Annotated in this window: 17 protein-coding genes; 7 read left to right on the top strand and 10 right to left on the bottom strand. The window is 37.3% G+C overall.

Annotation, left to right across the window (positions count from 1 at the left end):
- Positions 1 to 87: 87 nt before the first annotated feature.
- From PK943_03990 to PK943_03970, 5 genes are read left to right on the top strand one after another with little or no spacing between them, the layout of a single operon-like run.
- Positions 88 to 1,200 carry a type II secretion system protein N gene (locus PK943_03990; protein HRN78375.1) on the top strand — a complete coding sequence of 371 codons (1,113 nt, stop codon included), beginning with the start codon at positions 88 to 90 and terminating at the stop codon, positions 1,198 to 1,200.
- Entirely contained in the window at positions 1,193 to 3,805 is a 2,613-nt protein-coding gene (locus PK943_03985) for a secretin N-terminal domain-containing protein (GenBank protein HRN78374.1), read from the top strand. The genes PK943_03990 and PK943_03985 overlap by 8 nt, the downstream gene beginning before the upstream one ends.
- Complete coding sequence (locus PK943_03980) at positions 3,802 to 5,412, top strand: type II secretion system protein GspL (protein HRN78373.1); 1,611 nt, start codon at positions 3,802 to 3,804, stop codon at positions 5,410 to 5,412. Before PK943_03985 ends, PK943_03980 begins: the two co-directional genes overlap by 4 nt.
- A complete protein-coding gene (locus PK943_03975) occupies positions 5,413 to 5,970 on the top strand; it encodes a hypothetical protein (protein HRN78372.1) in 558 nt (185 codons plus the stop codon).
- Between the two features lie 14 nt (positions 5,971 to 5,984).
- Positions 5,985 to 8,348, top strand: a complete 2,364-nt coding sequence (locus tag PK943_03970; protein HRN78371.1) for a secretin N-terminal domain-containing protein — start codon at positions 5,985 to 5,987, stop codon at positions 8,346 to 8,348.
- Here PK943_03970 and eno read toward each other — a convergent pair.
- A complete protein-coding gene (eno, locus tag PK943_03965) occupies positions 8,305 to 9,561 on the bottom strand; it encodes a phosphopyruvate hydratase (protein ID HRN78370.1) in 1,257 nt (418 codons plus the stop codon). The two genes, PK943_03970 and eno, sit on opposite strands and share 44 nt — an antisense overlap.
- Before the next feature lie 128 nt (positions 9,562 to 9,689).
- On the opposite strand from eno, the gene PK943_03960 reads away from it, so the two are divergent.
- The gene (locus PK943_03960; protein HRN78369.1) at positions 9,690 to 11,000 is read left to right on the top strand and encodes a Na+/H+ antiporter NhaC family protein; all 1,311 of its coding nucleotides are present in this window, start codon (positions 9,690 to 9,692) and stop codon (positions 10,998 to 11,000) included.
- Position 11,001: 1 nt separating this feature from the next.
- Here the strand turns inward: PK943_03960 and PK943_03955 are convergent, their stop codons facing one another.
- From PK943_03955 to PK943_03935, 5 genes are all read right to left on the bottom strand, one after another.
- The gene (locus PK943_03955; protein HRN78368.1) at positions 11,002 to 11,541 is read right to left on the bottom strand and encodes a hypothetical protein; all 540 of its coding nucleotides are present in this window, start codon (positions 11,539 to 11,541) and stop codon (positions 11,002 to 11,004) included.
- 50 nt (positions 11,542 to 11,591) lie between these two features.
- Positions 11,592 to 12,266, bottom strand: a complete 675-nt coding sequence (locus PK943_03950; protein ID HRN78367.1) for a hypothetical protein — start codon at positions 12,264 to 12,266, stop codon at positions 11,592 to 11,594.
- Positions 12,267 to 12,281: 15 nt separating this feature from the next.
- On the bottom strand, positions 12,282 to 13,034 hold the full coding sequence (locus tag PK943_03945; protein ID HRN78366.1) for a hypothetical protein: 753 nt from the start codon (positions 13,032 to 13,034) through the stop codon (positions 12,282 to 12,284).
- 141 nt (positions 13,035 to 13,175) lie between these two features.
- Positions 13,176 to 14,969 (bottom strand): aspartate--tRNA ligase, encoded by a 1,794-nt coding sequence (gene aspS / locus PK943_03940; protein ID HRN78365.1) that lies wholly within the window; start codon positions 14,967 to 14,969, stop codon positions 13,176 to 13,178.
- 42 nt (positions 14,970 to 15,011) lie between these two features.
- Positions 15,012 to 16,925 carry a hypothetical protein gene (locus PK943_03935; protein HRN78364.1) on the bottom strand — a complete coding sequence of 638 codons (1,914 nt, stop codon included), beginning with the start codon at positions 16,923 to 16,925 and terminating at the stop codon, positions 15,012 to 15,014.
- A gap of 247 nt (positions 16,926 to 17,172) precedes the next feature.
- Between PK943_03935 and PK943_03930 the strand changes: the two genes are divergently transcribed.
- The gene (locus PK943_03930) at positions 17,173 to 18,066 is read left to right on the top strand and encodes a deoxyribonuclease IV (GenBank protein ID HRN78363.1); all 894 of its coding nucleotides are present in this window, start codon (positions 17,173 to 17,175) and stop codon (positions 18,064 to 18,066) included.
- Positions 18,067 to 18,403: 337 nt separating this feature from the next.
- Here the strand turns inward: PK943_03930 and PK943_03925 are convergent, their stop codons facing one another.
- The 4 genes from PK943_03925 to PK943_03910 form a co-directional block, all read right to left on the bottom strand.
- Positions 18,404 to 19,399, bottom strand: coding sequence for an MraY family glycosyltransferase (locus tag PK943_03925; protein ID HRN78362.1), 996 nt, complete (start codon positions 19,397 to 19,399; stop codon positions 18,404 to 18,406).
- A 79-nt stretch (positions 19,400 to 19,478) separates the two neighbouring features.
- Positions 19,479 to 21,575: a translation initiation factor IF-2 gene (gene infB / locus PK943_03920; protein ID HRN78361.1), complete on the bottom strand. Its 2,097-nt coding sequence runs from the start codon at positions 21,573 to 21,575 to the stop codon at positions 19,479 to 19,481.
- A 31-nt stretch (positions 21,576 to 21,606) separates the two neighbouring features.
- Complete coding sequence (gene nusA, locus PK943_03915; GenBank protein ID HRN78360.1) at positions 21,607 to 22,689, bottom strand: transcription termination factor NusA; 1,083 nt, start codon at positions 22,687 to 22,689, stop codon at positions 21,607 to 21,609.
- A 553-nt stretch (positions 22,690 to 23,242) separates the two neighbouring features.
- On the bottom strand, positions 23,243 to 23,839 hold the full coding sequence (locus PK943_03910; GenBank protein ID HRN78359.1) for a uracil-DNA glycosylase: 597 nt from the start codon (positions 23,837 to 23,839) through the stop codon (positions 23,243 to 23,245).
- Positions 23,840 to 23,955: the final 116 nt, after the last annotated feature.

Raw genomic sequence — 23,955 nt, 5'->3', positions numbered from 1 at the left:
CTCTTTGATCAAAAAACCCCTTAACTTGACAAAGAACTGACAAGGAGGGTATTGTGGTGAAAGTACAATAATGTAAGGAAATGTTGGATGAAACATCCTTTTTGGATAGCAAATAGCATACTTCTTTTTCTTCTTTTGGTGAGCCTTATAGTTATGTATATTGCTCGTACCACATTGAGTGAGCGCGAAGAAATTGAACCGCGCGAACTTGCACCGCGCAAAAAAGAAGCAACCATTGCCATTAATATAAGCAAAATATATGAAAACGATCTATTCGATACCTATATAAAGTCTGCTCAACAGCCAGCAGAAATTGCATTGCCTCGTATGCCAGAGCCACCGCGTCCACAAATAGCTCCGCCACCAAAAGCACTCGAGCCACAGTTCGTTGATCCACTCGACGTTACGCTCAAAGGCATTGTGGTATTAAGTGCCCAAGATGTAAAAAATCGCGCTATTATAGAAGATAATAAAACAAAAAAAGAAAAAACTTATAAAGTTGGCGACACTATAGAAGATGCGCAACTTATTCGTATTTTTGGTAATAAAATTATTTTACTTCGTGCAAACGGCCAACAAGAAGTACTTTATTTGCGTGAACAAGATGCACAATTAGATCCTATGTACGCACAATTGGGCAATTGGCATGAAGTAGTACAAGAAATAACTGCATACAATTTTATTATTAACCAAAAAGCATTTTTAATGCGTATAAAAAATCTGGCACAGTTTATTGATTTGGTAAATTTAACTTCCGTATACAAAGCAGGACAGAGTGTGGGATGTCGTGTTGGACAATTAGAAAACAACTCGCTTGGTACAGCGCTCGGATTAGAAAGTGGGGATATTATTGTAACTATTAATAATATACCAACTGCCACAACAGATGATCGCCTTAAAATTTACAAGGCTATTACTGCTATGCAAGAAAATGATGAAATTAATGTAAAAATCTTGCGTCGAAATAATAACATAGAACTTACCTATTTATTGCAAGAATTCAAGAAAGATGAAAAATCACCTGATAACAAAAAACAATCAGAACAAGAAAAAGTAAAAATTATGCGGGAACGCTATAAGTTTGCACCAACTGTACAGGAACTACGCAATCAAGAAAAGCAATTTATGTACAATCATGGAAAAGCTCCCCGTACGGCAATGCCAGATAAAAAAATAACTGAAGAGAATACCCATGAATAAGATACGCATTTCATTCTTGTATAATCTTGTACTTGTATGCGGATTTTTAACTCACACATACACTGATGCATCATGGCTTACACGCCATCGCAATCGTCGATCAGAACGTCTACAAAAAGATACTGAAATAAAAAACAGCCTTCCTAGAAAACATAAAGATGCTGACTTAAAAGCACTTATAGATACTTCAGATGACTTAACACAAATAACAGCAACAAATCAAACTGTTACACCTCAACAACAAGATAAAAAACAACCTAGTATTTTTGATGAAGATAAATTTGTATTACCTCCTGAACTACAACCAACTCCGCAAAAAGAATTAAAAAAATTAGAACGAAAACCAGAAGAATGTATTGAACTTCAGTTTGAAAACGCTGATTTAGAAAATTTAATTAAACAAATTGAAGCTATATTTGAAGTTACTTTTATTACTGATGATATGATTGAATCAGCAAATAAACAAGCAAAAGGTACCATTAGGGGCAACAAAATATCATTTAAGACTAATAGACCGTTAACTAAACAGCAAACATGGGGACTCTTTTTAACTTTTTTAGAAATAGCTGGGTTTAGTGTTGTCAAGCAACCAGAAAAAGATATATATCGCATTGAACAATTAGCAAGTGCGCGAAGATCAGCTATTCCAGCATACATTGGCAGTAAACTAGAAGAACTACCTTCCAATGATCAAATTATTAGGTATGTATATTTTATTGAAAACAGCTCAATAGATTCATTACGCCCGGTAGTTGAATCGCTCAAAAGTAAAGATGCACCACTTGTTGTTCTGCAGGATCATAAAGCATTTATTTTGACCGATAAAGCGTATAACATAAAAACATTAATGAACATTGTTAAAGAATTAGACAAAACAAGCATGCCGCAAGCAATGTCTGTACTCAAATTACAACGTGCTGATGCACAACAAGTCAAAAAATTATATGATAGTTTAATTCAAGCTGATCAAGGAGGTCCTGGTGCACGTATGCTTGGCCCTCGCAAATCACCTACTTCATTATACTTCCCTGAAAATACACGTATTATTGCTGAGCCACGCACAAACTCATTAATTTTACTCGGTGCGCAAGATGCTATTAAAAAAATAGAAGATTTTATTAAAAAGAATGTGGATGTTGATCTCGAACAACCATATTCACCACTCTATGTATATCAGCTCAAATATGCTGATGCAGCAACTGTAGCAAATATTATGACTAAAGTTACCGAATTTGGCAGAAGCACTGCTGCCGGACAATCTGGTGGCGTGCGGGGTGATGACAAATATATGCAACCAATAGCATTTATACCTGAAAAAGAAACAAATCAGTTGGTTATAAAGGGTAATTATGAAGATTATTTGGCTGCCAGAAACATTATTGAAAAACTAGATGAACCACAACCACAAGTTGCTATCGAGGTGCTCATTTTAGATATTACCTTACAAGATCAGAAAAATTTAGGTGCACAAATACGCTCTAAGGTGCCAGGCATAAATGGCCTTGTCGGTAATAATATAAAATTTCAAACATCAGGATTGTTTGGTAAAGGCATCGTAGAGAACCAAAATGGGCCCGGTGTAGATCGTCTTTTGGGTAACCTTGTTGATTTGGTTACCGGTGTTGCACCAGGTAATACCATTTTTACTTTAGGACAAGATATTTTTGGCGTTTGGGGAGTGCTATCTATTTTACAAACAATTACCAACGTACAAATAGTATCTAATCCATTTTTAGTAGCAACAAATAAAACTCCAGCTAAGGTTAAACTTGGTGAAACTCGTCGCGTAGTCAGTGGACAAATTACAACTGGTAGTGGTGGCGAAGATTCTTTTGACGATTCTAATGCTTTTTTAGAAGTTGGTATTACACCGCAAATTAACTCTGATGGTATGATTATTATGGAACTTGAAGTGCATATAGATCAGTTTACCAACAGAACTGATCAAAGGAATGGTAATAAGTCGGTCAAACACATTAAAACCCATACTATTGTTGCAGATAAAGAAGTGCTAGCTTTAGGTGGTCTCATAAAAAACACTACCGATGATAATATGAGCAAGGTACCCGTACTTGGCAATATTCCTATTCTCGGTTGGCTCTTTAAAAACAGGCAAAAACGAGAAGATAAAACTAATTTGCTTGTACTAATCTCTTCCCAAATCATAAAGCCACAAGCAGATACCGTAGCAAAACGATTCACGGATGAATATTTGAACGAATACAATAAAGATCGTGCAAGCGTATTATCAGCACCGGATTTACGCGATCCAATTACTCGTTCTTTCTTCCGCCCACAAGAGGTAACCCAACAGGATACTTTAGACAACTTTTTATTCAAACGACGCGTCCAATCAAGCACACGGCGTACACGAGAATTTATAAAAAATAAAAAAGAAAACCATATACAATCAGTTACGCAAGCTGAGTTGCCACAAAAAACTACCGATACTTCGCCAATAAATAACAGCACAGATCAAGCTACAATACCTATACAAACAGAAGTATTACCCGAGCAAATTACGGCTACACGTATTAAAAAAAGAAAGCTAACTCGACAATCGTTGCATGATTTTGTAGTACCTGATGAGGAGGCAGAAGCATGATAAAAAATATATTTCTGCCAGAAAAAATTGGAAATAACTATTTATTTGCCAAGCGTATTGTTGGTATTGATATAAATACTACCCATGTACATGCAACGCAGGTATATGCAAAGGGTACCATGCTGACTATTGAACGAGCAGTTGAGCAAGTGGTAGAAAGTGGTGATCATAATGAGCGCATTATTGAAGCACTAAAAATCCTGATTACCAAGCTTAATAATTATCAAGAAATACGTTCAGCTATACCAAGTGCACATGTAGTGTTTAAAACATTAAAATTACCATTTACTGCATATGACAAAATAAATTTGATCATAAATTTTGAGGTTGAACCTTTATTGCCATTTTCTCTTGATGATGCAATTATAGATTTTATTATTACTAAAATTCATCCACAAGAAAACAGTGCTGAAGTTTTGGTAGCCGCCGTACAAAAACAATATATTGCACAACATCTGGAATTATTAGCACAGGCAGGAATAAATCCCCAGGTCATTACGGTTGATCTATTCGCATTGTATGGACTATATAATGCGATACCACAATATGCCGAGCAGAGGGGAAACGTTGCACTGATTGATTTACGTTTACATGATACACGCATTGCCTATATTGAAAACGGCCAATTACGTTTAATACGTACATTGCCAAAGGGCATGTCTCATATTGCAAAAAAAATTAGTGATGCATTATCTATTACTCCTGCACAAGCGCTTGACCATATGTTACGCTTTGGGCTTGAAAAACCTGATTGGCAAGAATATGAAACAGCTCTCAAGCAGGCATATGAATCGTTTTGGAAAGAAATACAATTTACATTAGCTTCATGCGCTGCACAAGCCGGGTCAACGCAAACAACTAATACCATTCTGTTATTAGGGGAAGGGGCATCACTCAAGGGTATTGCTTCTTTTGCAAGTAACGCTCTAGAGCTATCGGTATCATTATTTAACATACAGTACATTACACAAGCCCCTCACATTAACATTAAAACAAAATCTGCACTTGCCAGCAGCGCTATTATGAGTGCTGCTATTGCATTGCCATCTGAAACAACAGCTTTATTTAATTTACGCAAAGATGAATTCGGCATGATGGACACGGCTTTATTTTATAAACAATTTGTTGTTACTTGTGGGCTCATACTTATATTACTCGGCACACTTATTGGTTATAGCTATTGGAAATCAAGTAGGCTAGCGGCACACGTGCAAGCATCTGAACAAGAAGCACGACAAATGCTTATAGAGCAATTTCCTAAATTAGAAGAAGAAGATTCTCTTGAAGATATGATTGAGGATGCACGTACCGAATTAACACGCGGTGAAAAAACATGGGTAACTTTTGCATCACAACCTTCGTATTTAAAATATTTACTGGAATTAACTGAACGAATAGACAAGGAATCAACAGGCTTGGTCATTGAAAAAATGGATTTAACCGGAGATACGCTCACGCTAAAAGGACAGGTCAAAGATTTTAAGGCACTCAAAATACTTGAGCGTGAATTACGTCAATCACCATTATTTAAATCGGTTGAACCACAAACTGATATCCGATTTGATGCAATGAAAATTAAACTTGCAGCAAATGGTAGAGGGGGTTAAATGGAACTAATCGATAAGTTGTATATGTATATAGAATCGCTTGATAACAAATCTTTTTATCAATATCTAGGTATTGTTCTTGCAATCATATTAGTACTCGTCAGCCTGGTTACATTTAATTTTTATCGTACCGTGTGGTATTGGCAAGAGCGAAATGAAGTGGTCAATGAACAACGTGAAGAAGTTCGCGAATTGCTGACAAAAGCAAAACAAGTTAAGCTATTGCAAACTGATGCAGGGCGCATGATTGAACAAGATGAAGACTTTAAAATTCGCGATTACTTTGAGACACTTCTACAACAACTACAAATACCACGCGCAAGTGTAGTAGAAATTAATATTACTCCGGTAGAACACGATGCAGCAACACGAGAAGATATATTAAATGCAAAATTAACTGACTTGGATATGAAACAACTATCAGAGCTACTTGAAGCTATTGAGCAAAATAAACGCGTATACATAAAAGAATTGGACATTGTTAAATCAAAAAGAAAGCCGCGCTCGCTCGAAGTCAATATAACCTTTGCGACACTCAATAAAATTACCGGAACATAATAAGGGGGATGCGCATGAATGTATATGTAATATTTATTCTACTTTTCAGCATGCAATCATATGTATATGCCGTTGATATACAAACAGAATCAACTACTGAGCCAGTGACTACAACTAAACAAGACAAAAAAAGAAATAATAAAAAAACATTTTTATTTCAATACAAAGATGAAGATTTAATTAATATTATTAATCTTATAGCTGCAGAAAAAAATATTAATGTTGTGCTGCCACAAGGGGGCAATGCTATACAAGCAAAGGTCACGCTTGATATAGAAAAAAAACTTTCATTACAAGAAGCATGGAATATTTTGCTCACCGTACTTGAAGTAGCTGGCTTTAGCATGGTGCCCAAAGATGATATTTATTCAATTGTTCCTACATCACCTACTATAGGCAAAGAACCATTACCCGTATTTATTGGTACAAATATTAAGGATCTACCTAATTCAGATCAACGTATTCGATTTGTACATTATTTAACCAACATCCAAGCATCAAAAGAAGCAGATAATGAGCTTGCTATTATTTTTAAAGAACTCATGCAACCAGACACCATATTTGAAGTTGATCCAGCAAGTAATGCTATAATTGTAGTAGGCAAATCGCATGATATTAGGTCAATTATGCATATCATTAGCGAACTCGATCAAGCAGGATTTCATGAAAAAATGGAAATAATTAAATTAAAACACACTGAAGCTCCTTTGATTGCCGACCTTTTTAATCAACAAATTCTCAGACCCAATGAACAAACAGGCATCAATCGCTACCGTCTTGATACACGCAAACAGGCTGTTGATACCTATTTTTCTCAATATACACGTATAATTCCCGATTTGCGTACCAATTCATTAATTGTACTTGGACGTACACAAGCAGTAGACCGCTTAAAGGAATTTATTCACGAATATATTGATGTAACCCTTGATTCCGGTAGATCAATATTACATATATTTCAACTGCAGTATCTTGATGCCGTGCAAGTTGCTGATGTACTGCAACGCGTTGTACAAGCTGAGCGAGCAAGTACAGGGCAAGCACAAGCCGCACAGCAACAACCTGGTGGTATTGAGCGCTATTTTGATGAAGTTGTTATCAAAGCTGACAGACCAGAACAAGTAGGAGATAAAGAAACTCCAGGCTATCAATATGAAGGTGGCAACAAGCTAGTTATTGCTGCACGTAATGATGATTGGAAACGCATCAAAAAATTATTAGAAGAAATAGATATTCCGCAGCCGCAAGTACTTATTGAGGTGCTCATTGCTGATTTGATTATCGATGATGAACGACAACTTGGTCAACAAACACGCAATCCAGATAAACTTCCTAATCCAAGTGATGTAAATGTGCAATCAGCACAACTGACCAATCCAATATTAAACTCAGATACTAATCCAACCACCGTAGCAGCTGATTTACTTAGATTATCTAGTGCGTATCCCGATGCTCAAGACAATCCGCAAAGTTATGCAGCAACTGTGCCTGCCGGAACTTCATTGATATCTTTCAATGATAGTGATGGTAAAACATGGAGTTTACTCCAAGTACTGCAATCATTTGGTCATACAAAAATTATTTCTCATCCGCATGTTATGGCAACTAATAATAAAGAAGCTGTCATCAAAGTTGGAGAATCGCGTTTATTGCGTGACCAATCACAACTTGGTAGCACGGCAGCTAATATTAAAAATAAATATGTTGATGCATTATTAGAAGTTAAAATCACACCGCGTATCAGCGCTGATGACACAGTAAACCTTGGTGTGAATATTGAAATTCAGGCCTTTTTTGGCTTACAAGATGCAAAAATAAACCGTATTGTTACTACTAATGCAAATGTAAAAAATGGTAGTATTTTAGCATTAGGTGGATTAATTACTTCGCGGGATGAACAGTTAGAAAGAGAAACACCGGTACTTGGTAAAATTCCAATTCTGGGTTGGTTCTTCAAAAATAGGGCAGGGTCAACTATAAAAAATAATTTAACAGTATTTATATCCCCTACTATAATTCAACCACGCCTGCGTCGTGGAATTAGTGAATATACACGAGACTATATAGATATTGCCAAAGAATATTCACAACAAGGCGAATTATTCGATGGGTTAAGAGACCCGATAACACGATGGTTCTTCAAAACCGGAACACAGGCAGAAGATACCATGGAACGATTCTTGGAAAAAGATGAATTCCAAAATGGCAAACACGAAGAGTCAGATTATCGAGCTCGACGGCAGGCACGCAAACAAGAGCGTATAGTGGCACGCCAAGAACAACAACAATCACAACGATTGAAGGAGTTGGTAGCTCAAGATGGAAATCCTTTACTTACAACTTCTCATAAGAAGAAGTCAGCGCATCCTCGATCATAAGGATATGATTATATTTCGCCATGCGCTCACCACGTGAACAGCCGCCAGCTTTTATGTATGTTGCACTCGCAGCAATAGCCAAATCTGCTATAAATGTATCATTTGTATCACCTGAGCGATGTGATGCTATAATTTGTATACCACTTTCATCACATAACTGTATTGCTTGTAACGTTTCAGTTACCGTACCAACTTGATTTGGTTTTATGATAACACCTTGTGCAACATCTGCTTCTATTCCTTTGTAAATGCGTTGTGGATTTGTTGCAAAAATATCATCACCAATAATGGTTGCTTTAGTCTGTAACACTTCACTCATCTGTTCCCAGCCATCCCAATCATCTTCATGTAAACCATCTTCAAGTGCAGTTATTGGATATGCATCACATAATTGCATATACCATGCAATCAATTCATTTGTTGTCAATGATTGCCCATCAATAGTGTAGCGTTTACTTTTTGGATCATATAATTGCGAAGCGGCAATATCGAGTCCAATAGTTCCAACACCACCACATAAAGACTCTGTTTGCTCTATTGCTTGCTGGACCAAGCCTAATGCTTCTTGTGTATTTGCGAATGACGCCGCAAAGCCACCCTCATCACCTACTGCAGTTGATTTACCATGCTCATGTAATAAATTTTTTAATATATGATATGCTGTTGCACCAAATACCATTGCTTCTTTAAATGAATCCATACCTGATGGAATAATTAAAATTTCCTGAACCGATAAATTATTGTGGGCATGCAGTCCACCGTTAATAACATTAAGCATAGGAGCGGGCAAACTAACTGCTTCAAACTCGCACAGGTGTGCCAACAACTCATATAAATCCATCATTTCAACAATTGCTTGTGCACGACATATTGCTATACTAACTGCGAGCATAGTATTGGCACCAAGATTGCTCTTATCATCCGTTTCATCAAGCTGCAGCATTTTAATATCCATATCTACAATATTGGGCTCTTTACCAATAAACATAGGAGCTATCATCGTTTCTATTTTTTCAATAGCCTTTTGTACTCCAAGACCCATTAACCGCGTTCCTCCATCACGTAGTTCTTTTGCTTCATGAGTACTGCGTGATGCGCCAGCCGGCACTGAAGCAGTCACCAATGAACCGTTATGCAATAGCAAATCACATGCTATGGTTGGATAACCTCTAGAGTCATAAATTTCACGCCCACGTATTCTTTCAATCTTCATATCTACGCTCCCTCTGGCTTTATAGCGTACCTTTTGATATCCAGACTATATCAATAACTTGATATAATGCTATGATTATATAAAACAAAACTTTAATAATTTGTACTGTACACAAAAATAGGACAAAGATGAATAGACCTATTCAGGCAACTCATAGTATAGCCCTTTTGCCATTTGCAGTATTTGTGGGTTTATTTCTAACCTCTGCAATCTTTTTTAATTCTGCACTCTCACCATTGTTCACTTGCTTACTTGCGATTACCGTCTCCTTTTTTACGTTTAAAGAAAATTTATCCATCAATCGTAAAGTAGAAATTGGGATAGAAGGCAGCGCTCAACCCACCGTCCTTGCTATGTGTTATATTTTTATTTTCAGTGCAGTCTTCAGTTACACACTTAAATTAATAGGCGGTTTGGATGCAGCTGTTAATCTCGGGCTATATATTATTCCAAATAATTTTATCTTGCCCGGGTTTTTTATTATAGTCAGTTTATTTGCTACAGCAATTGGCACATCTATGGGTGCTATTGCTGCATTCGTTCCTATTGGTATGGGAATCGCACATCAACTTGGTGTTGATCCTGCACTCATGGCAGGTGTTGTGGTAAGTGGCGCAATGCTTGGTGATAATTTATCCATAATTTCTGACACTACTATTGCCGCGACACAAACAACCGGTGCCAGAATGAAGGACAAATTCAGAATAAACCTACGATTGGTTGCTCCCGCATTTTTCCTAACTATAATTACCTTATTTATTATCAATCAATATAGTTCACCCGATAGCACACTGTTGACACTGACAACACTCAATCTAAATGACATCATTACCACACTCCCTTATATGCTCATATTTTTGTTTGCGCTGCTTGGACTTGATGTTATTGCCGTACTCATTATTGGTACATCTGTTGCCGTTGCCATTGGTATTTGGCAAGGCACTTTTGATATTACACGTGGCACCGGTATTATTTTAGAAGGATTTGTAAAAGACTCGAGTGGCATACAAGAAGTTCTTATCCTTTCACTGTTGGTTGCAGCTCTTTCGCACATTGTTGCATATAATGGGGGCATTGAATATTTGCTCACTCATATGCGCAAACGTATTCACACCAAAGGTGGCGCAGAACTATATATAAGTATTTTAGTATTTTTGGTAAATGCAGCTGTTGCTATCAATACTATTGCTATCTTAGTTACTGGCCCGGTAGCAAAAAAAATTGGCGATTCATTTGATATTGCCAAAAGCCGTGTAGCTTCCCTTATTGATATTGTTGCATGTGTTTGTCAGGGTATATTGCCATATGCGCCACAACTGCTGCTCGCAGGATCCTTAGCTGGGGTATCTAGCATTGCGATCATTCCGCATCTACATTATCAAGGATACATTTTATTAGTTGTTATTGGATCTATTGTGCAAACGTATATAAAAAATTAGATTATAGAACAATTTCTACGCCCTGCGCACTTTCCACGTCAAGCAGTACATAAGTTATATATGTTGTACCTGGTTCTATAGTAGCTTGATTATAAAAAAATGCTGCAGATAACGCTTTATTTTCTGCATACATTGTCCACCAATAATATGGTGCAACAACACATGATGCTAATGAAATTTTATGGCTAATATAACCAAATAATTTGTGAGCCTTTTGCGGAAACATGTAACACCAAAATCCTGGCACAAACATACCAGCCCATAATCCAATAGCCTTTGATATTGCAGCATGTTGTATACATGAAACATCCTGCACAGGAATATTAAATGAATCAGTTGAAATAGTAATAGGTTCCGGTGAGTTATTTGTCACAATAAGTTGTGCAAGCTGTATACCAGCATCTAGTAACGTTTGTATGTTTATCATTCGGCCAGCAATGCTTACATTTTGTGTAACAAGCTGCAGATTGGTAGTTACTAATTCTTGTGCATATGTGCTAAAAATAAACATGCTCAATAATATGCTTACGTACACTTTCATATCAAGCTCCCTAAAAAAGAGTGAAATTCATATGTACGGTATAATACTACTTAAGCAGTACGCAGGTCAACATCAAATACGGCAGCTATATCTTGTGTATCTTTGGCAAATACACGGAAGTTAAACAAGCGTTTATATGATTTGCTGTCAAGAAGTATAAAAGTCTCAATTTTCTCACCTGGCGCTATAATCATTGATTTATGTAAAATATATTCTTTCATAAACAATTGACTGTTTTCTAAATTAATTAACCCAGACACAATAGTAGAATACAATGTAACTGTCATCCCAAACTTGACAGATCTTTTTGCTCTCTCAAAAAAACCATACGGATGAAAATCTTTATAGTCACTCCAAGCATATGCTCCAGTAACACCTATAGTTATAACACTACAAAAAAGAAAAACCGGTAATATAAAGTTGGTATCTTTCGAAATTAAATATTGCGCTAAAAAAATAGATTTTGGGCTTATTTCAATAAAATTATCAGAATTATTTACTACCATAATACATAAAGGGTGCGCCCCTTTTGTCATAAAATCATTCGCCCTAATCACCTGACCCTCTTTATAATAAAGGATAGCATCCTGATTATCCATATAATCCACAATGGTCAGATCAATATTATTTCTTTGATTTTTAAATATCTGCGCTTGCAATGAAACTGTACAACTGATCAGTGTAACCAGTACTATATTTAAAATTTGTTTTACATATTTCATCATAAACCCACATTATACTTATTTTTTGATATCAAAATATGCCACACCATTTTCTATGCGTATATTGCATTGTACTTCTTGGTTTTCAGACAACTTTGTTGCATCCAAGAATATAATTTTTTCTATTTTATTGCCGGACTCAACCATTTCTTTTTGATGCAGTACAAATTCTTTTAAAATAGCATCAATATTATTGTTATATTGATGTACATACCACCAATAAAATGGCGTCGCTAAAAGACCAGCGTACCCAAGATATTTAGTTATAGGGAGCAGCTTAAAATCTTTATCTATTAAATTTATATATAAATTCCTATCTCCAAAAAAAGTAAGATAGCATGCTTGGGAAAAACTACACTCATTATTGTCCATAGAAAAAATTCCCTGCTCAATAAGATCTCGTCTGTTCTTTTCTATGTTACACCCCACTAACAAAGCACTACCTAACACAAAACCTAGTGATGCCAGCTTGCTTTTATAAAAGCATTGTTTTGCTACATTTTCATAATTCAATATCACATCGCCAAACGATTGTGGGCAAATCACTACTGGCTCCCCACTATTATTGGCAATGCCAACTAATACAGGGCGAATATTTTTTGTTGTGTAATCAATATCAGGTAACCCAAGTGTATCTCTGATAAAAATACATGGTACATCATTGGCAACTACCGTAAGGGTAACACCATGTTGTGTTGTTGGCGCTGCATATAATACATTTGCAAAAAACGAACATAGAATACTAATGATAACGAATTTTTTAGCAAACATAGAAATGTCCTCCATTTTAAGCTTTATCATGGCTTATTTTCAGGTTAATAAGAAATATAAAAACATAATTGGGCAGGTATTGCTCTACTCCCATGTTTCTTATTGCATAGAAAAGAAGTTTAATCGTTACAATGGTAACTTTTATACCTCTTTTTTGTTATTTTCAGGCTTTGCTATCGGCACAAAACGCAGCCCATATTCTCGCAACTGTTCAGGATCAACCGTAGTAGGTGCCTCCATTAACGGATCATTACCACGCTGTGTTTTAGGGAATGCGATAACATCACGAATGGATTGTGACTTAGTAAGCAACATCAAGAACCGATCAAGACCAAGAGCTATGCCACCATGTGGTGGAAAACCAAGTTCTTGCGCTTCCAGCAAGAAGCCAAATTTTTTCTCCGTCTGTTCTTGAGTCAATCCCAATAAATCAAAAACTTTTTGTTGCATAGCACGATCATGAATACGGATAGAGCCACCACCAAGTTCAATACCATTGAGCACAATATCATACGCACGCGCTTTCATGTCACCTGGTTGTTGGTTTTCCCATCCTGCTTGTGGCGCGGTGAATGGATGATGCATCGCGTTCCAGCGCTTAGCATCTTCATCATATTCAAATAATGGAAAGTCAGTAATCCAACAAAATTTAAGCATATCTTGCGGAATTAGATCCATTTCTTTTGCTAGTTCAAGGCGCAACCTACCCAACGTTTCCCATGCCTTTTTATATGGTCCTGCAACTAAGAACAATACACTACCATGTGCAAGAGTTGGAACCAACTGTTGTGCTTGTTCAAAAAAGTCCTGCGGTAAAAATTTTGATACTGGTGATTCAATAGTATTTTCATCTTTGATACGAATCCACAATAGACCTTTTGCACCAAGTTTTTGTGCTTTGTCTACCCAGCTATCCAATTCTGAACGAGAAAATTCTTGTCCTCGCACATGTAATGCACCAACCTTACCCCCATCATTAAGCACTGCGCGCAAGAATTTAAGTTCCGTGTTTGCAAATAATGGCGTTGCATCAGTAACTTTTAAATCAAAGCGTAAATCTGGCTTGTCTGAACCATAATTTGCAAATGCATGATCATATGTCATACGTTCGATGGGTATTGCAAGATCGAGTTTGAATACTTTTTTAAATACATATTTGAGCAAGCGCTCCATAACATCCTGAATATCTTGTTCTTGAATAAATGACATCTCAAGATCGAGTTGGGTAAATTCTGGTTGGCGATCCGCACGCAAGTCTTCATCACGAAAACAACGTGCTACTTGGAAGTATCGCTCCATGCCACTTGCCATCAATAATTGCTTATAAAGTTGTGGTGATTGTGGTAATGCATAAAAAGCCCCTGCATGCATGCGTGATGGAACCAAGAATTCTCGAGCGCCTTCTGGTGTATTCTTTGTTAAAATAGGGGTCTCAATTTCATAAAAACCATCGCCGTGTAAAAATTCACGCATACCAAAAATAATATCATTGCGCAGTGCAAACCTCATGCGCATAGATGGTCGACGCAAGTCTAAATAACGATACTTCAGACGGAGCTCTTCATCCACATGCTCAGCCTCTTCCAATGTAAATGGTAAGCCTTTTGCAGCATTTAAAATAGTCAGTTGCTCAACCTGTAATTCATATGCACCTGTAGCTAACTCTTTATTCACTGTTTCTGGTGAACGTTCAACAACCTTACCACATATTGCAATTACATATTCAGAGCGCAACGTATGAGCTTCTATATGCGCATTGCTACTAAATGCAGGATTAAACACCAATTGCATCAACCCACTACGATCGCGTATATCAATAAAAATTAGTCCACCATGATCGCGTCGTTTATTAACCCAGCCGGCCAAACAAATTGTTTTACCTAGAAATGTACTATCAATTTGTCCACATCCTGTGGTTCGTTCAATCTTTTGCATATTTAGTCCTAACTACATAACTCTCAATATGTAGTACATAAATTAGAATTTAAATTCTAAACCAAGGTTAAAGGTAAATGCAGTATCATCACCCAAATTAGGAATTCTATCATTCCCAGCTACCGCATCCAGACGATCTAAAGCTCTATCTTGCTCAGCATTCAAAGGAATACCTTTAATATCTGTATAATGAGAACCCGGAAATACAACTGCGCCTACAAAAAATAATCTAAGATCTTTGAGCAAGAAATAATGTGCAAAAAGGTTCAACTCTAGACCAAGGTAGGTACTTGCAAGTTCATCTAAAAATGTTTTAGTGAATGCATCAAATTTACGCGTTGGTTTTTCTTGCCAATATGCAAGTACGTTTGGATTGAGTTTAAAGTTTTTCTCCCAACCTTTTGGTTCCCAATCAAGAGCCATACCGGTATAAATCAAATTGGTAAAATCAGAAACTTCTTGTGCAAATTTGCTTGGCGCTTGTTCAAATTGCGGAGCTTCAAGTGGGCGTCTTAACTTGCCCCCTAAAACAAAACTACTACGTACACGTTTACCTGAATAAATACTTTGTAGTGGAATAAATCCAGTATAATTACCATCTATTGTTTCTTCATTTGGATTATCATCACCAGATGCCAAGCCAACTGCCATAGAAAGTTTGAGGTCTTTTTTGTAAATCCATGTAGAAAAATCTGCTACAAACATCCAACCTTCAAAAATATTGGTATATGGATTGCGAAAACGATTTGATTTATTAATCAATTCCATGCCATCAACTACCGCAAATTCTTGGCTATTTTGACTTTCATTTTGATACGACTCATTAATAGCTTTTTGCACGGCTCTACCACTGCTACTTGCTGGATTAAAAGTAACATCATTACCATTGCCATTTACTACGTGTGTATTTACTTCTTTGACAAAGCCAGTATCAGCATCTATAGCAAATCTAATTGAATTACGATCCCAACCTTTAACTTTTTGATTACCAAGATTCAAGGCATATTCAAAACCAAAATCAATAATATCTCGATGTTCATATTCTAATGCTGCCCCAATAGTTCCTAAACGGCTACTTGCATCTCCTAAAAATTCTACTTTTTGCTCCGGATCATTATTGAATAATCCGTATGGCTCTAACATGAGCGTGCCAAATTTCTCACTATCAAATACATACCATTGAAATCTGCCAGCTACCACATAATTAATCTTGCCAAAGCCACGTTCTGGCTTAAGACGTTTGCCATATTCCTGCCCCAAAATACGGCGATTAATGTCACCAAAGCTACTACTATTATTCTGCAAAATAGCGGTATATAAATCGTAATACAAAATATCTTTAACAATTTCGCCAGAAAGCTTTGCACCAAATGCATATTGATCAACTACGTTATCAGTATAAAAACCAAGAACACCACCATTTACTGCATATGCATCACCAAGTGCAATACCACGACCCAGTTCAAAAGGAAAAGCTCCAATAGTAAAATCGTGCTTATTTACCAATCCAAGTCCCATTGCAGCTTCTAAATCAAAACGCAACCAACCCTCACGCATCCAAAAAATAAGACGTGGTAATGCGTGGCTGTGACTACTTCCCACAACGTCAATATCTTTTATATCAGCATCAGTCGTACGAGTAATACTGTCTTTGTTTCCCCAAGTAGCTTTATTACGGAGTGTAAAAAGAACCTCTGCAACTGGACGATCATACGTAGCAGCACCATACAAAACATCAAGCGTTGCATCAAGCGTATGGCGCATGTACCACGTCTGGTCATGCGGAGTGTTATTGTTCAATAAATTAACATTTTTACCATAGAACATTTCCGGTCTAAATTTACCAGAAAAATCATATTCAAAATTTCCCTGCTTACCACTAATTTTTGCATATATTGGCATACAAAAAAGAAGAAAAGATAACACGAGTAGACTTAGACTGCTGTGCTTATTCATGGTGAGGCCCTTATAATGTGGAAACTAGTGATGAAAAAGAAATAATCCCTATTAGCCTAATCATCCGCCCTATGAGAATAGTGCCCTAGCTGTTTTAAATTACCTATAAATGGTCAAAATTCTATTACTTTTTGCTCATTTGTCAACCTTAGAATTTTACCATAAATCACCATGTTTTCAATGTTTATAGACACAAAATACATTTACTTGTACGGTAGAAAAAGAAACTTTTGAACATAAGGATTACATGAACCCAAAAATACATCGCTTGCTACTAGGAGCTCATATGTCTATTGCGGGTGGACTGGTGCAGGCGCTCGAACGCGGACACTCGATTGGTTGCACTACTATACAACTGTTCACCAAAAGCAATCGTCAATGGGGGGCTAAACCACTAAATTCAGTGGAAACACAAGAATTCAAAGAGGCAGCAAAAATATTTAACATAGCACCCGTCATAGCACATGCAACCTATCTAATCAATTTAGGTTCTCCTGATATCACAATACAAAAAAAATCAATCGACGCAGTCATTATGGAGTTAGACCGATGTGCTGAATTGGACATTCCGTACTTTGTATTACATCCAGGATCATGCCTACAAACAAATGAAAACGACTGTTTGCAACGAATCGCTCAAAACCTTGATATAGCACTCAGTCAAACGACAAGCAAAACACTTGTCTTACTTGAAACTATGGCTGGACAAGGAAGTGTTATGTGTTACTCCTTTGAACACATAGCGCATATACTGCACCAATCTCAGTATAAACAGAGATTAGGCGTTTGCTTTGACACCTGTCATGTTTTTGCTGCCGGATATGATTTTAGAACAATACAAACATACAATGCCATGTGGGAAAATTTTGATAAAATAATTGGTCTGAGACAACTAAAAGTAATCCACGTAAATGAATCTAAGAAAACTCTAGGTTCGCGGGTTGATCGGCACGCACATATTGGTGAGGGTAATATTGGATTAGAAGCTTTTAGGCTTTTATTCAATGACCCACGTTTTTTTGATATTCCAAAAATACTTGAAACACCAAAAGACAGTCTTGAAGACGATATGCGCAATATAAATGCTATAAAGCAACTTATATCACCAAAAACAAAAAAACTATTATATATAGAAGATTAGATGGTTGAGCTAGTAATAGACTAGACCCTAAAAGCTATGAGCTAAGAAGGAATTGTAGAAAATTCTTTCAAGGATCCTAGTCTATCACTCTCTCAGTAAGCAGTGCTTCTAACCATACCCCCTATTGTTAAGGAGGAGTAAAGCCTAAGTTAAGAAGTAGTATAAGTTTGCGTCAATACGATAAAAAAACAACATTTTTTGAAATATGCAAAAAAGCAACAAAACTAAACACCTCAATTTACGGTGTTTTTTGTAAAAAATGATTGCTTTTTGCAAAAAACAACAAAAAAGCAACAGTTTTTACAGGTAGAAAATATGACTAAAAAACTAGCTAACATTAACCCTTTTTTAACAATAAGAAAAACCACATAACAAAAATGATGCCACCAAAAAGCAACAGCTCATGTATTGTTATGATATTCAGGACAAATAATACTGAAATAATGCCCAAAATAGCTGATAAAATACTAATATAAAGCAAGATGTTATATTTTGACCATCCTTTTTCTTGTAAATATATACAAAAATGATCAGGACTTCCTTGATAAAAAGGTATACCCTTCCAGGTACGCACAACTATAAGCACTAAAACCTCAAGAAGAACTATACCCAATACTATTACCGGTGTAACAAATCCATATATTTGATAAGTTCCCCAATTAATCAAAAAAGGGACCGTTGCCAAAAAACCACCTACCCATAAAGCGCCCGCATCACCTAAATACATGTGCGCAGGGGGGCGATTATACCATAAGAACGCTACTAAAGCTCCAGTAAAACTCGCAAGCAAGATTGCAACAGCCCAATTGTGCAATATCAACGCAATTATAAAAAAAGAAATCGATGCCATAATTGCTAATGCTGTTGCAAGCCCATCCATTACATCTACTAAATTAAATCCATTTATTATCGTCATAATCCATAAAAATGAAATGGGCATACTCCAGCAATTATAAAAAATATGTTCTTTAAGATAAAAACCAGATTTTAAAAAGCAAAAGGCGGCCAAACACTGGCCAAACAATTTTTGATGTGGTTTAAGTGGAGCTAAGTCATCGGTTAGCCCAACAAACAACAACAATGTAATGCCAACAAAAAATAAAAACATATTGTTTTCAAAAGGAACAGTAAAAACCAAACTTGATAAAAAACCACAATAGATGGCAACCCCTCCTAGATACGGAGTTGGCTCTTTATGTCGCTTGAGTGTACCATTTGGATTATCAACCAATCCAAAACGTAAAGCAATAGAGCGAAATATAGGAATTATATAAAATGTTACCAGTAACGAAAAACTAAATGCAAAAATAACTTTTATATACAAAAAAACCATAAAAATCCCCTTTGAAAATTGTAGATACAATAGAAAATTACTGTATACAAACTACAATAGAATGCAAAGGGGAATATAATTATTTTTTTGGTATCTTTATAAAACATTCAACGCGATCACCAGGCATCCAGTCTTCTATACCTTCTATAATAAAACCACACTCAAAGCCCGCATGAACCTCTTTAACTGTTTTTTTATCACGCTGCAAGCTGGTAATTTTACCCTCGCCAATCTTATCACGACCACGCCATGCAATAACAAAGCCTTCTCGCGCAAAACGACCATCTTTTATAATGGAGCCAGCAATAACACCAACATTTTTTATATTAAAAACACGCAACACTTCGGCTTCACCAATTTTTGTATTTACCATTTCAACTTCTTTAGCACCTTCTGCACGTTTTTCAAGGTCCTCGAGAAGCTTGTAAATAATATCAAATAAATCAACAGAAATAGCTCGGCGTTGCGCTAAAGAAGCTGCATTCGCTTCAGCCTTAACGTGTAAACCAACTATGCTTGAACCCGTATTAAACGCAAGCTCAACATCACTCTCATTTATATTACCGACGCTCGCATAAATAATATTAAACCCAACTTCTGATTTTCGGGATAATTTATTAATAGCTTCAAGTAACGCTTCTTTAGATGAATCAGTATCAGTTTTTACCAGAAGATTTAATGCACCTTCTTGAATCAATTTATTTGTTGGCGTAGATTTACGAGCTTGTGCCGCAGTTAACGCGTGACGAAATTCCACTTTTGGCACAACCTCAAAATAATCTCCGGCTTCTGCTAAATCCTGGAATCCAGCAATTTGAACCGGAATAGATGGACCTGCTTCCACTAAACGCTTGCCATAAGAGTCTACAAGAGAGCTCACCTTGCCACCAGTTGCACCAGCAACAAAATAATCACCTAATCGAACTGTGCCATGCTGACAAATAACAGTGGCAACCGCGCCACGACCTTTTTCAATTTTTGCTTCTAGAACATATCCGCGCGCATCACCTTCAAAGTTTGCACGCAATTCCATCATTTGTGATTGCAAAATGATCATTTCAAGCAAACTTTCAATGCCCTGACCAAGTTTTGCAGAAATAGGCACGCAAATAGTTTGACCACCCCAATCTTCAGGCAACAAATCTTGTTGCGCAAGTTGGCGCTTTATAACCTCAATACGAGCCGCATCAACCTTGTCAACTTTATTAATAGCAACAATAATAGGAACGTGCATAGCTTTTGCCTGCCCTATTGCTTCAAGAGTCTGCGGCATAATTCCATCATCTGCCGCAATAACTATAACTGCTATATCTGCCACCTTGACACCACGTTGCCTAATTTTTGAAAACGCTGCATGTCCAGGAGTATCAAGAAAAACAATGTTTCCCTGTGGTGTAGATGCTTCATAAGCACCTATATGTTGTGTTATACCACCTTTTTCACGAGCCGCAACGCGTGTTTTTCTAATAAAATCAAGAAGAGTTGTTTTTCCATGATCAACATGGCCCAAAACAGTAACAATTGGCAGACGCGGCTTTAAATTCAAGCCTTCTTGTGCTGTAGATGTTTTTAACTTTTCTGAAGAAACTTCTGGCTCAACAACTTCAAGTTCATAATGACCAGCAAGTCGAGCAACAATATCTTGTGATAAAATTTGGTTTTTAGCAGCTACAACTCCCCACCTTAACAAAGTGAGAATAACCTCATTTATGGGTTGCGCTGCTTTTTGAGCGATATCTGCAACTGTCATGGGTTGAATAATTACCGCTTGTGGCTTTGCAGGTTCTTCTTTTTTATCTTTTTGGAATCTTCTTGGAGTGCTGATTTTTTGTATTTGCACAGGGTGCCTATCTTTTTTGGGTACTGATTGTTTTTGCCCACTTGTAGGCTTGTCTGCCGACATCACACTTTTGGTCAACTCGGAGTCTTTGGGCCTAGAAGATATTTCTTTTTTTACAGGCTCTCCTGCTGGCGCTAGCGTATTTTTTGACTGATCTTTTTTTCGAGTATCTTTTGGTGTATCTGGTGCAGGTTGAAATTTTTTTTGCACAAACACAAGCGCCTCACCATCAATGACCGACATGTGATTTGCTATTGCAAACCCCTCCTTCTGGAGAGCCGATACAACTTCTTTACTTTCAACACCTACTCGCTTTGCAAACTCATAAACTCGCATAGCTCTACACCAGCCTTATCTAATAATTTTTCTATTCAAAGTCCTCATCAATACCCGAGAACTCTTCAATTTCATCTGACGAAGCCTGACCACGCCCGCCCGCCGCACTCATCAACTGAATATCAACTCCAGCCAAACGTGACGCTAGTGCAATGTTTTGCCCCATTCTACCTATAGCAAGTGATCGTTGATCCTCATCGAGCCATACGTGCGCAACTTTATTATCATCAGAAAGCTCAACGCGGCTAATTTGAGCGGGCTTTAGCGCGTTGCGCACAAGAGTTTCAAGGGAATCGCTCCAGCCAATAATGTCAATCTTTTCACCGCCAAGCTCCTTGAGTATTGGCTTAATACGACTACCGCCAACACCCACACAAGTTCCCACCGGGTCTATATTGGAATCGTGCGAAGCAACAACAACCTTTGACTTATAGCCAGCGATCCGAACTATTTTTTTAATCTCTACAAGTTTTTCAAAAATTTCTGGAATCTCAAGCTCGAATAGCTCGCGCAAAAAATCTTCAGAGGCGCGATCAAGAATCAATTGATTGTCATTGCGAGGCTCTTCAAGGACCTCCTTAAGCAATGCACGAATAGAAAAGCCGGCAACCAACTTCTCACCTGGAACAGAAAGGGATTTTGGCAAGAAAGCAAAGGCATCATCAACCTTCACGGTAACGCCACCGCGTTCAATTTTATGAATAGTGCCGAGAACAATCGAGCCTTCTCGCTCTTTAAACTCATCGTAAATAGCCGCAGCCTCAATTTTGCGAATACTGCTAGCAATCACCTGTTTTGCGCGCAAAATTTCAATTCGACCAATTTTGCCGTCAAATGAAACCCACACCTTATCGCCCTCATTTAATTTTTTATCTATATTTCGGGCTTTTTTTAGACTTATCTCAGTCTCATCATCAGACACGGTGGCTACTACGGTTTTTTCAACCTGTACAATAAGCTCACCTGTTTGAGAATCAAAGTCAACTCTAAGGACCAGGTCCGGGTATTTTTTACTATATGCAGCAAGCATACTTTCGCAGATGATGGAACTTAATACGTCGCGATCAAGGCCACGTTCTTCAACAAGTTCCTCAATGACATTCGCAAGATTCACGCTATCCTTCACTTCATAATTTATGGGTTAATAAGAAATGTGGCCAAGCTGACCACGTCTTGCACGTATGCGCTTCATAAATACATTTTTATTGGAAGTATAACTAGTGTAATACATCTTTAACCTTCTGGCAACAGAAACCACGACAATAGCATTGCACAAGGGCTACACAATCCCCAAATTTTCTTCCGACAAATTTTGATATTATTACTTTTAGTTTATTAATAAATATTTATATATAAGAAGAATAATAATAGGCTTGGTGGATAACTAGGTGCCAGCTTGCCAAAAAATATTAAAAATACCTGGATGTAAGCCACTTTTTCCCCCTGTCGATGTGGTTGATAAGTGGTGGATAACTGGTTAATAACTGGTTAATGTATTTTTGGGTGGCTTCGCAAGTGGCCATTAGATGCACCTATTAAAAGAGCGCCGTTCATAAGTCCTGATCTATTGGTCGTATTGACAGGTATGGCTAAAGTTATTAACCAGTTATCCACCACTTATTAACCACTTATCCACCACTTATCAACCATAGGTTTGACTAGGGTGGCTATGTAAGCACTTCTTGGTCCTGCTTGAGCCAGTTGGTTGCGGTTTGTATATCTTGCATGAGAAACTGGAGTTCTTTTGCATTGCGCAGTATGTATGCCGGATGATAGGTTGGTATTACTCGGGTATCTTCGTAAGTAAATTCTTTTCCGCGTATTTGGGTAATTTTCAGACCATAATCATTCAGGAGCCCCTGAATTGCCGCTGAGCCAAGAGTGCAGATTACTTGTGGGCGTATAATTTGAATTTGTTTTTTGAGGAGAATTCTTTTGCACGTTTCGCTTTCTGTGGGTAATGGCTTTCTGTTGTTCGGCGGTCTGCATTTGACTATGTTGGTAATAAATACTTCTTCTCGATCCAATCCAACAGCCTGCAGAATGCGATTGAGTAGTTGTCCTGAGCGGCCTACAAACGGTAGTCCTTGCTTATCTTCTTCTGCCCCTGGGCCCTCTCCGATGAACATGAGCTCAGCGTCGGGGTTGCCGTGCCCAAAGACCACTTGTGTCCTGCCTAGATTTCCTAATGGGCATTGGAGGCATTTTTTGTATGGCTCATACAATTCTTCTAGTAGGTTTTGTTTAAATTTTTTCGCATCCATAAATTAACTTTTTGTTGCTTTTTGTGCAACGCAACACTTTTGCAACGGATTTTTCTCGGTTGCGCAACGTGTTTTGTGTTGCTTTTTGAGGTAGCTGTGCTCTAGTATAAATGTGT

Source organism: Candidatus Dependentiae bacterium (assembly GCA_035445995.1).
GTDB lineage: Bacteria > Babelota > Babeliae > Babelales > Vermiphilaceae > DAOMRS01.
This window is presented reverse-complemented; position numbering and strand designations above follow the sequence as displayed.

Coding starts and splice junctions, on each gene's coding strand:
- PK943_03970 (HRN78371.1), top strand. CDS start 5,985: ATGAATGTATATGTAATATTTATTCTACTTTTCAGCATGCAATCATAT.
- infB (HRN78361.1), bottom strand. CDS start 21,575: ATGCGAGTTTATGAGTTTGCAAAGCGAGTAGGTGTTGAAAGTAAAGAA.
- aspS (HRN78365.1), bottom strand. CDS start 14,969: ATGCAAAAGATTGAACGAACCACAGGATGTGGACAAATTGATAGTACA.
- PK943_03935 (HRN78364.1), bottom strand. CDS start 16,925: ATGAATAAGCACAGCAGTCTAAGTCTACTCGTGTTATCTTTTCTTCTT.
- PK943_03910 (HRN78359.1), bottom strand. CDS start 23,839: ATGGATGCGAAAAAATTTAAACAAAACCTACTAGAAGAATTGTATGAG.
- PK943_03945 (HRN78366.1), bottom strand. CDS start 13,034: ATGTTTGCTAAAAAATTCGTTATCATTAGTATTCTATGTTCGTTTTTT.
- eno (HRN78370.1), bottom strand. CDS start 9,561: ATGAAGATTGAAAGAATACGTGGGCGTGAAATTTATGACTCTAGAGGT.
- PK943_03950 (HRN78367.1), bottom strand. CDS start 12,266: ATGATGAAATATGTAAAACAAATTTTAAATATAGTACTGGTTACACTG.
- PK943_03925 (HRN78362.1), bottom strand. CDS start 19,399: ATGGTTTTTTTGTATATAAAAGTTATTTTTGCATTTAGTTTTTCGTTA.
- PK943_03990 (HRN78375.1), top strand. CDS start 88: ATGAAACATCCTTTTTGGATAGCAAATAGCATACTTCTTTTTCTTCTT.
- PK943_03975 (HRN78372.1), top strand. CDS start 5,413: ATGGAACTAATCGATAAGTTGTATATGTATATAGAATCGCTTGATAAC.
- PK943_03980 (HRN78373.1), top strand. CDS start 3,802: ATGATAAAAAATATATTTCTGCCAGAAAAAATTGGAAATAACTATTTA.
- PK943_03960 (HRN78369.1), top strand. CDS start 9,690: ATGAATAGACCTATTCAGGCAACTCATAGTATAGCCCTTTTGCCATTT.
- PK943_03930 (HRN78363.1), top strand. CDS start 17,173: ATGAACCCAAAAATACATCGCTTGCTACTAGGAGCTCATATGTCTATT.
- PK943_03985 (HRN78374.1), top strand. CDS start 1,193: ATGAATAAGATACGCATTTCATTCTTGTATAATCTTGTACTTGTATGC.
- PK943_03955 (HRN78368.1), bottom strand. CDS start 11,541: ATGAAAGTGTACGTAAGCATATTATTGAGCATGTTTATTTTTAGCACA.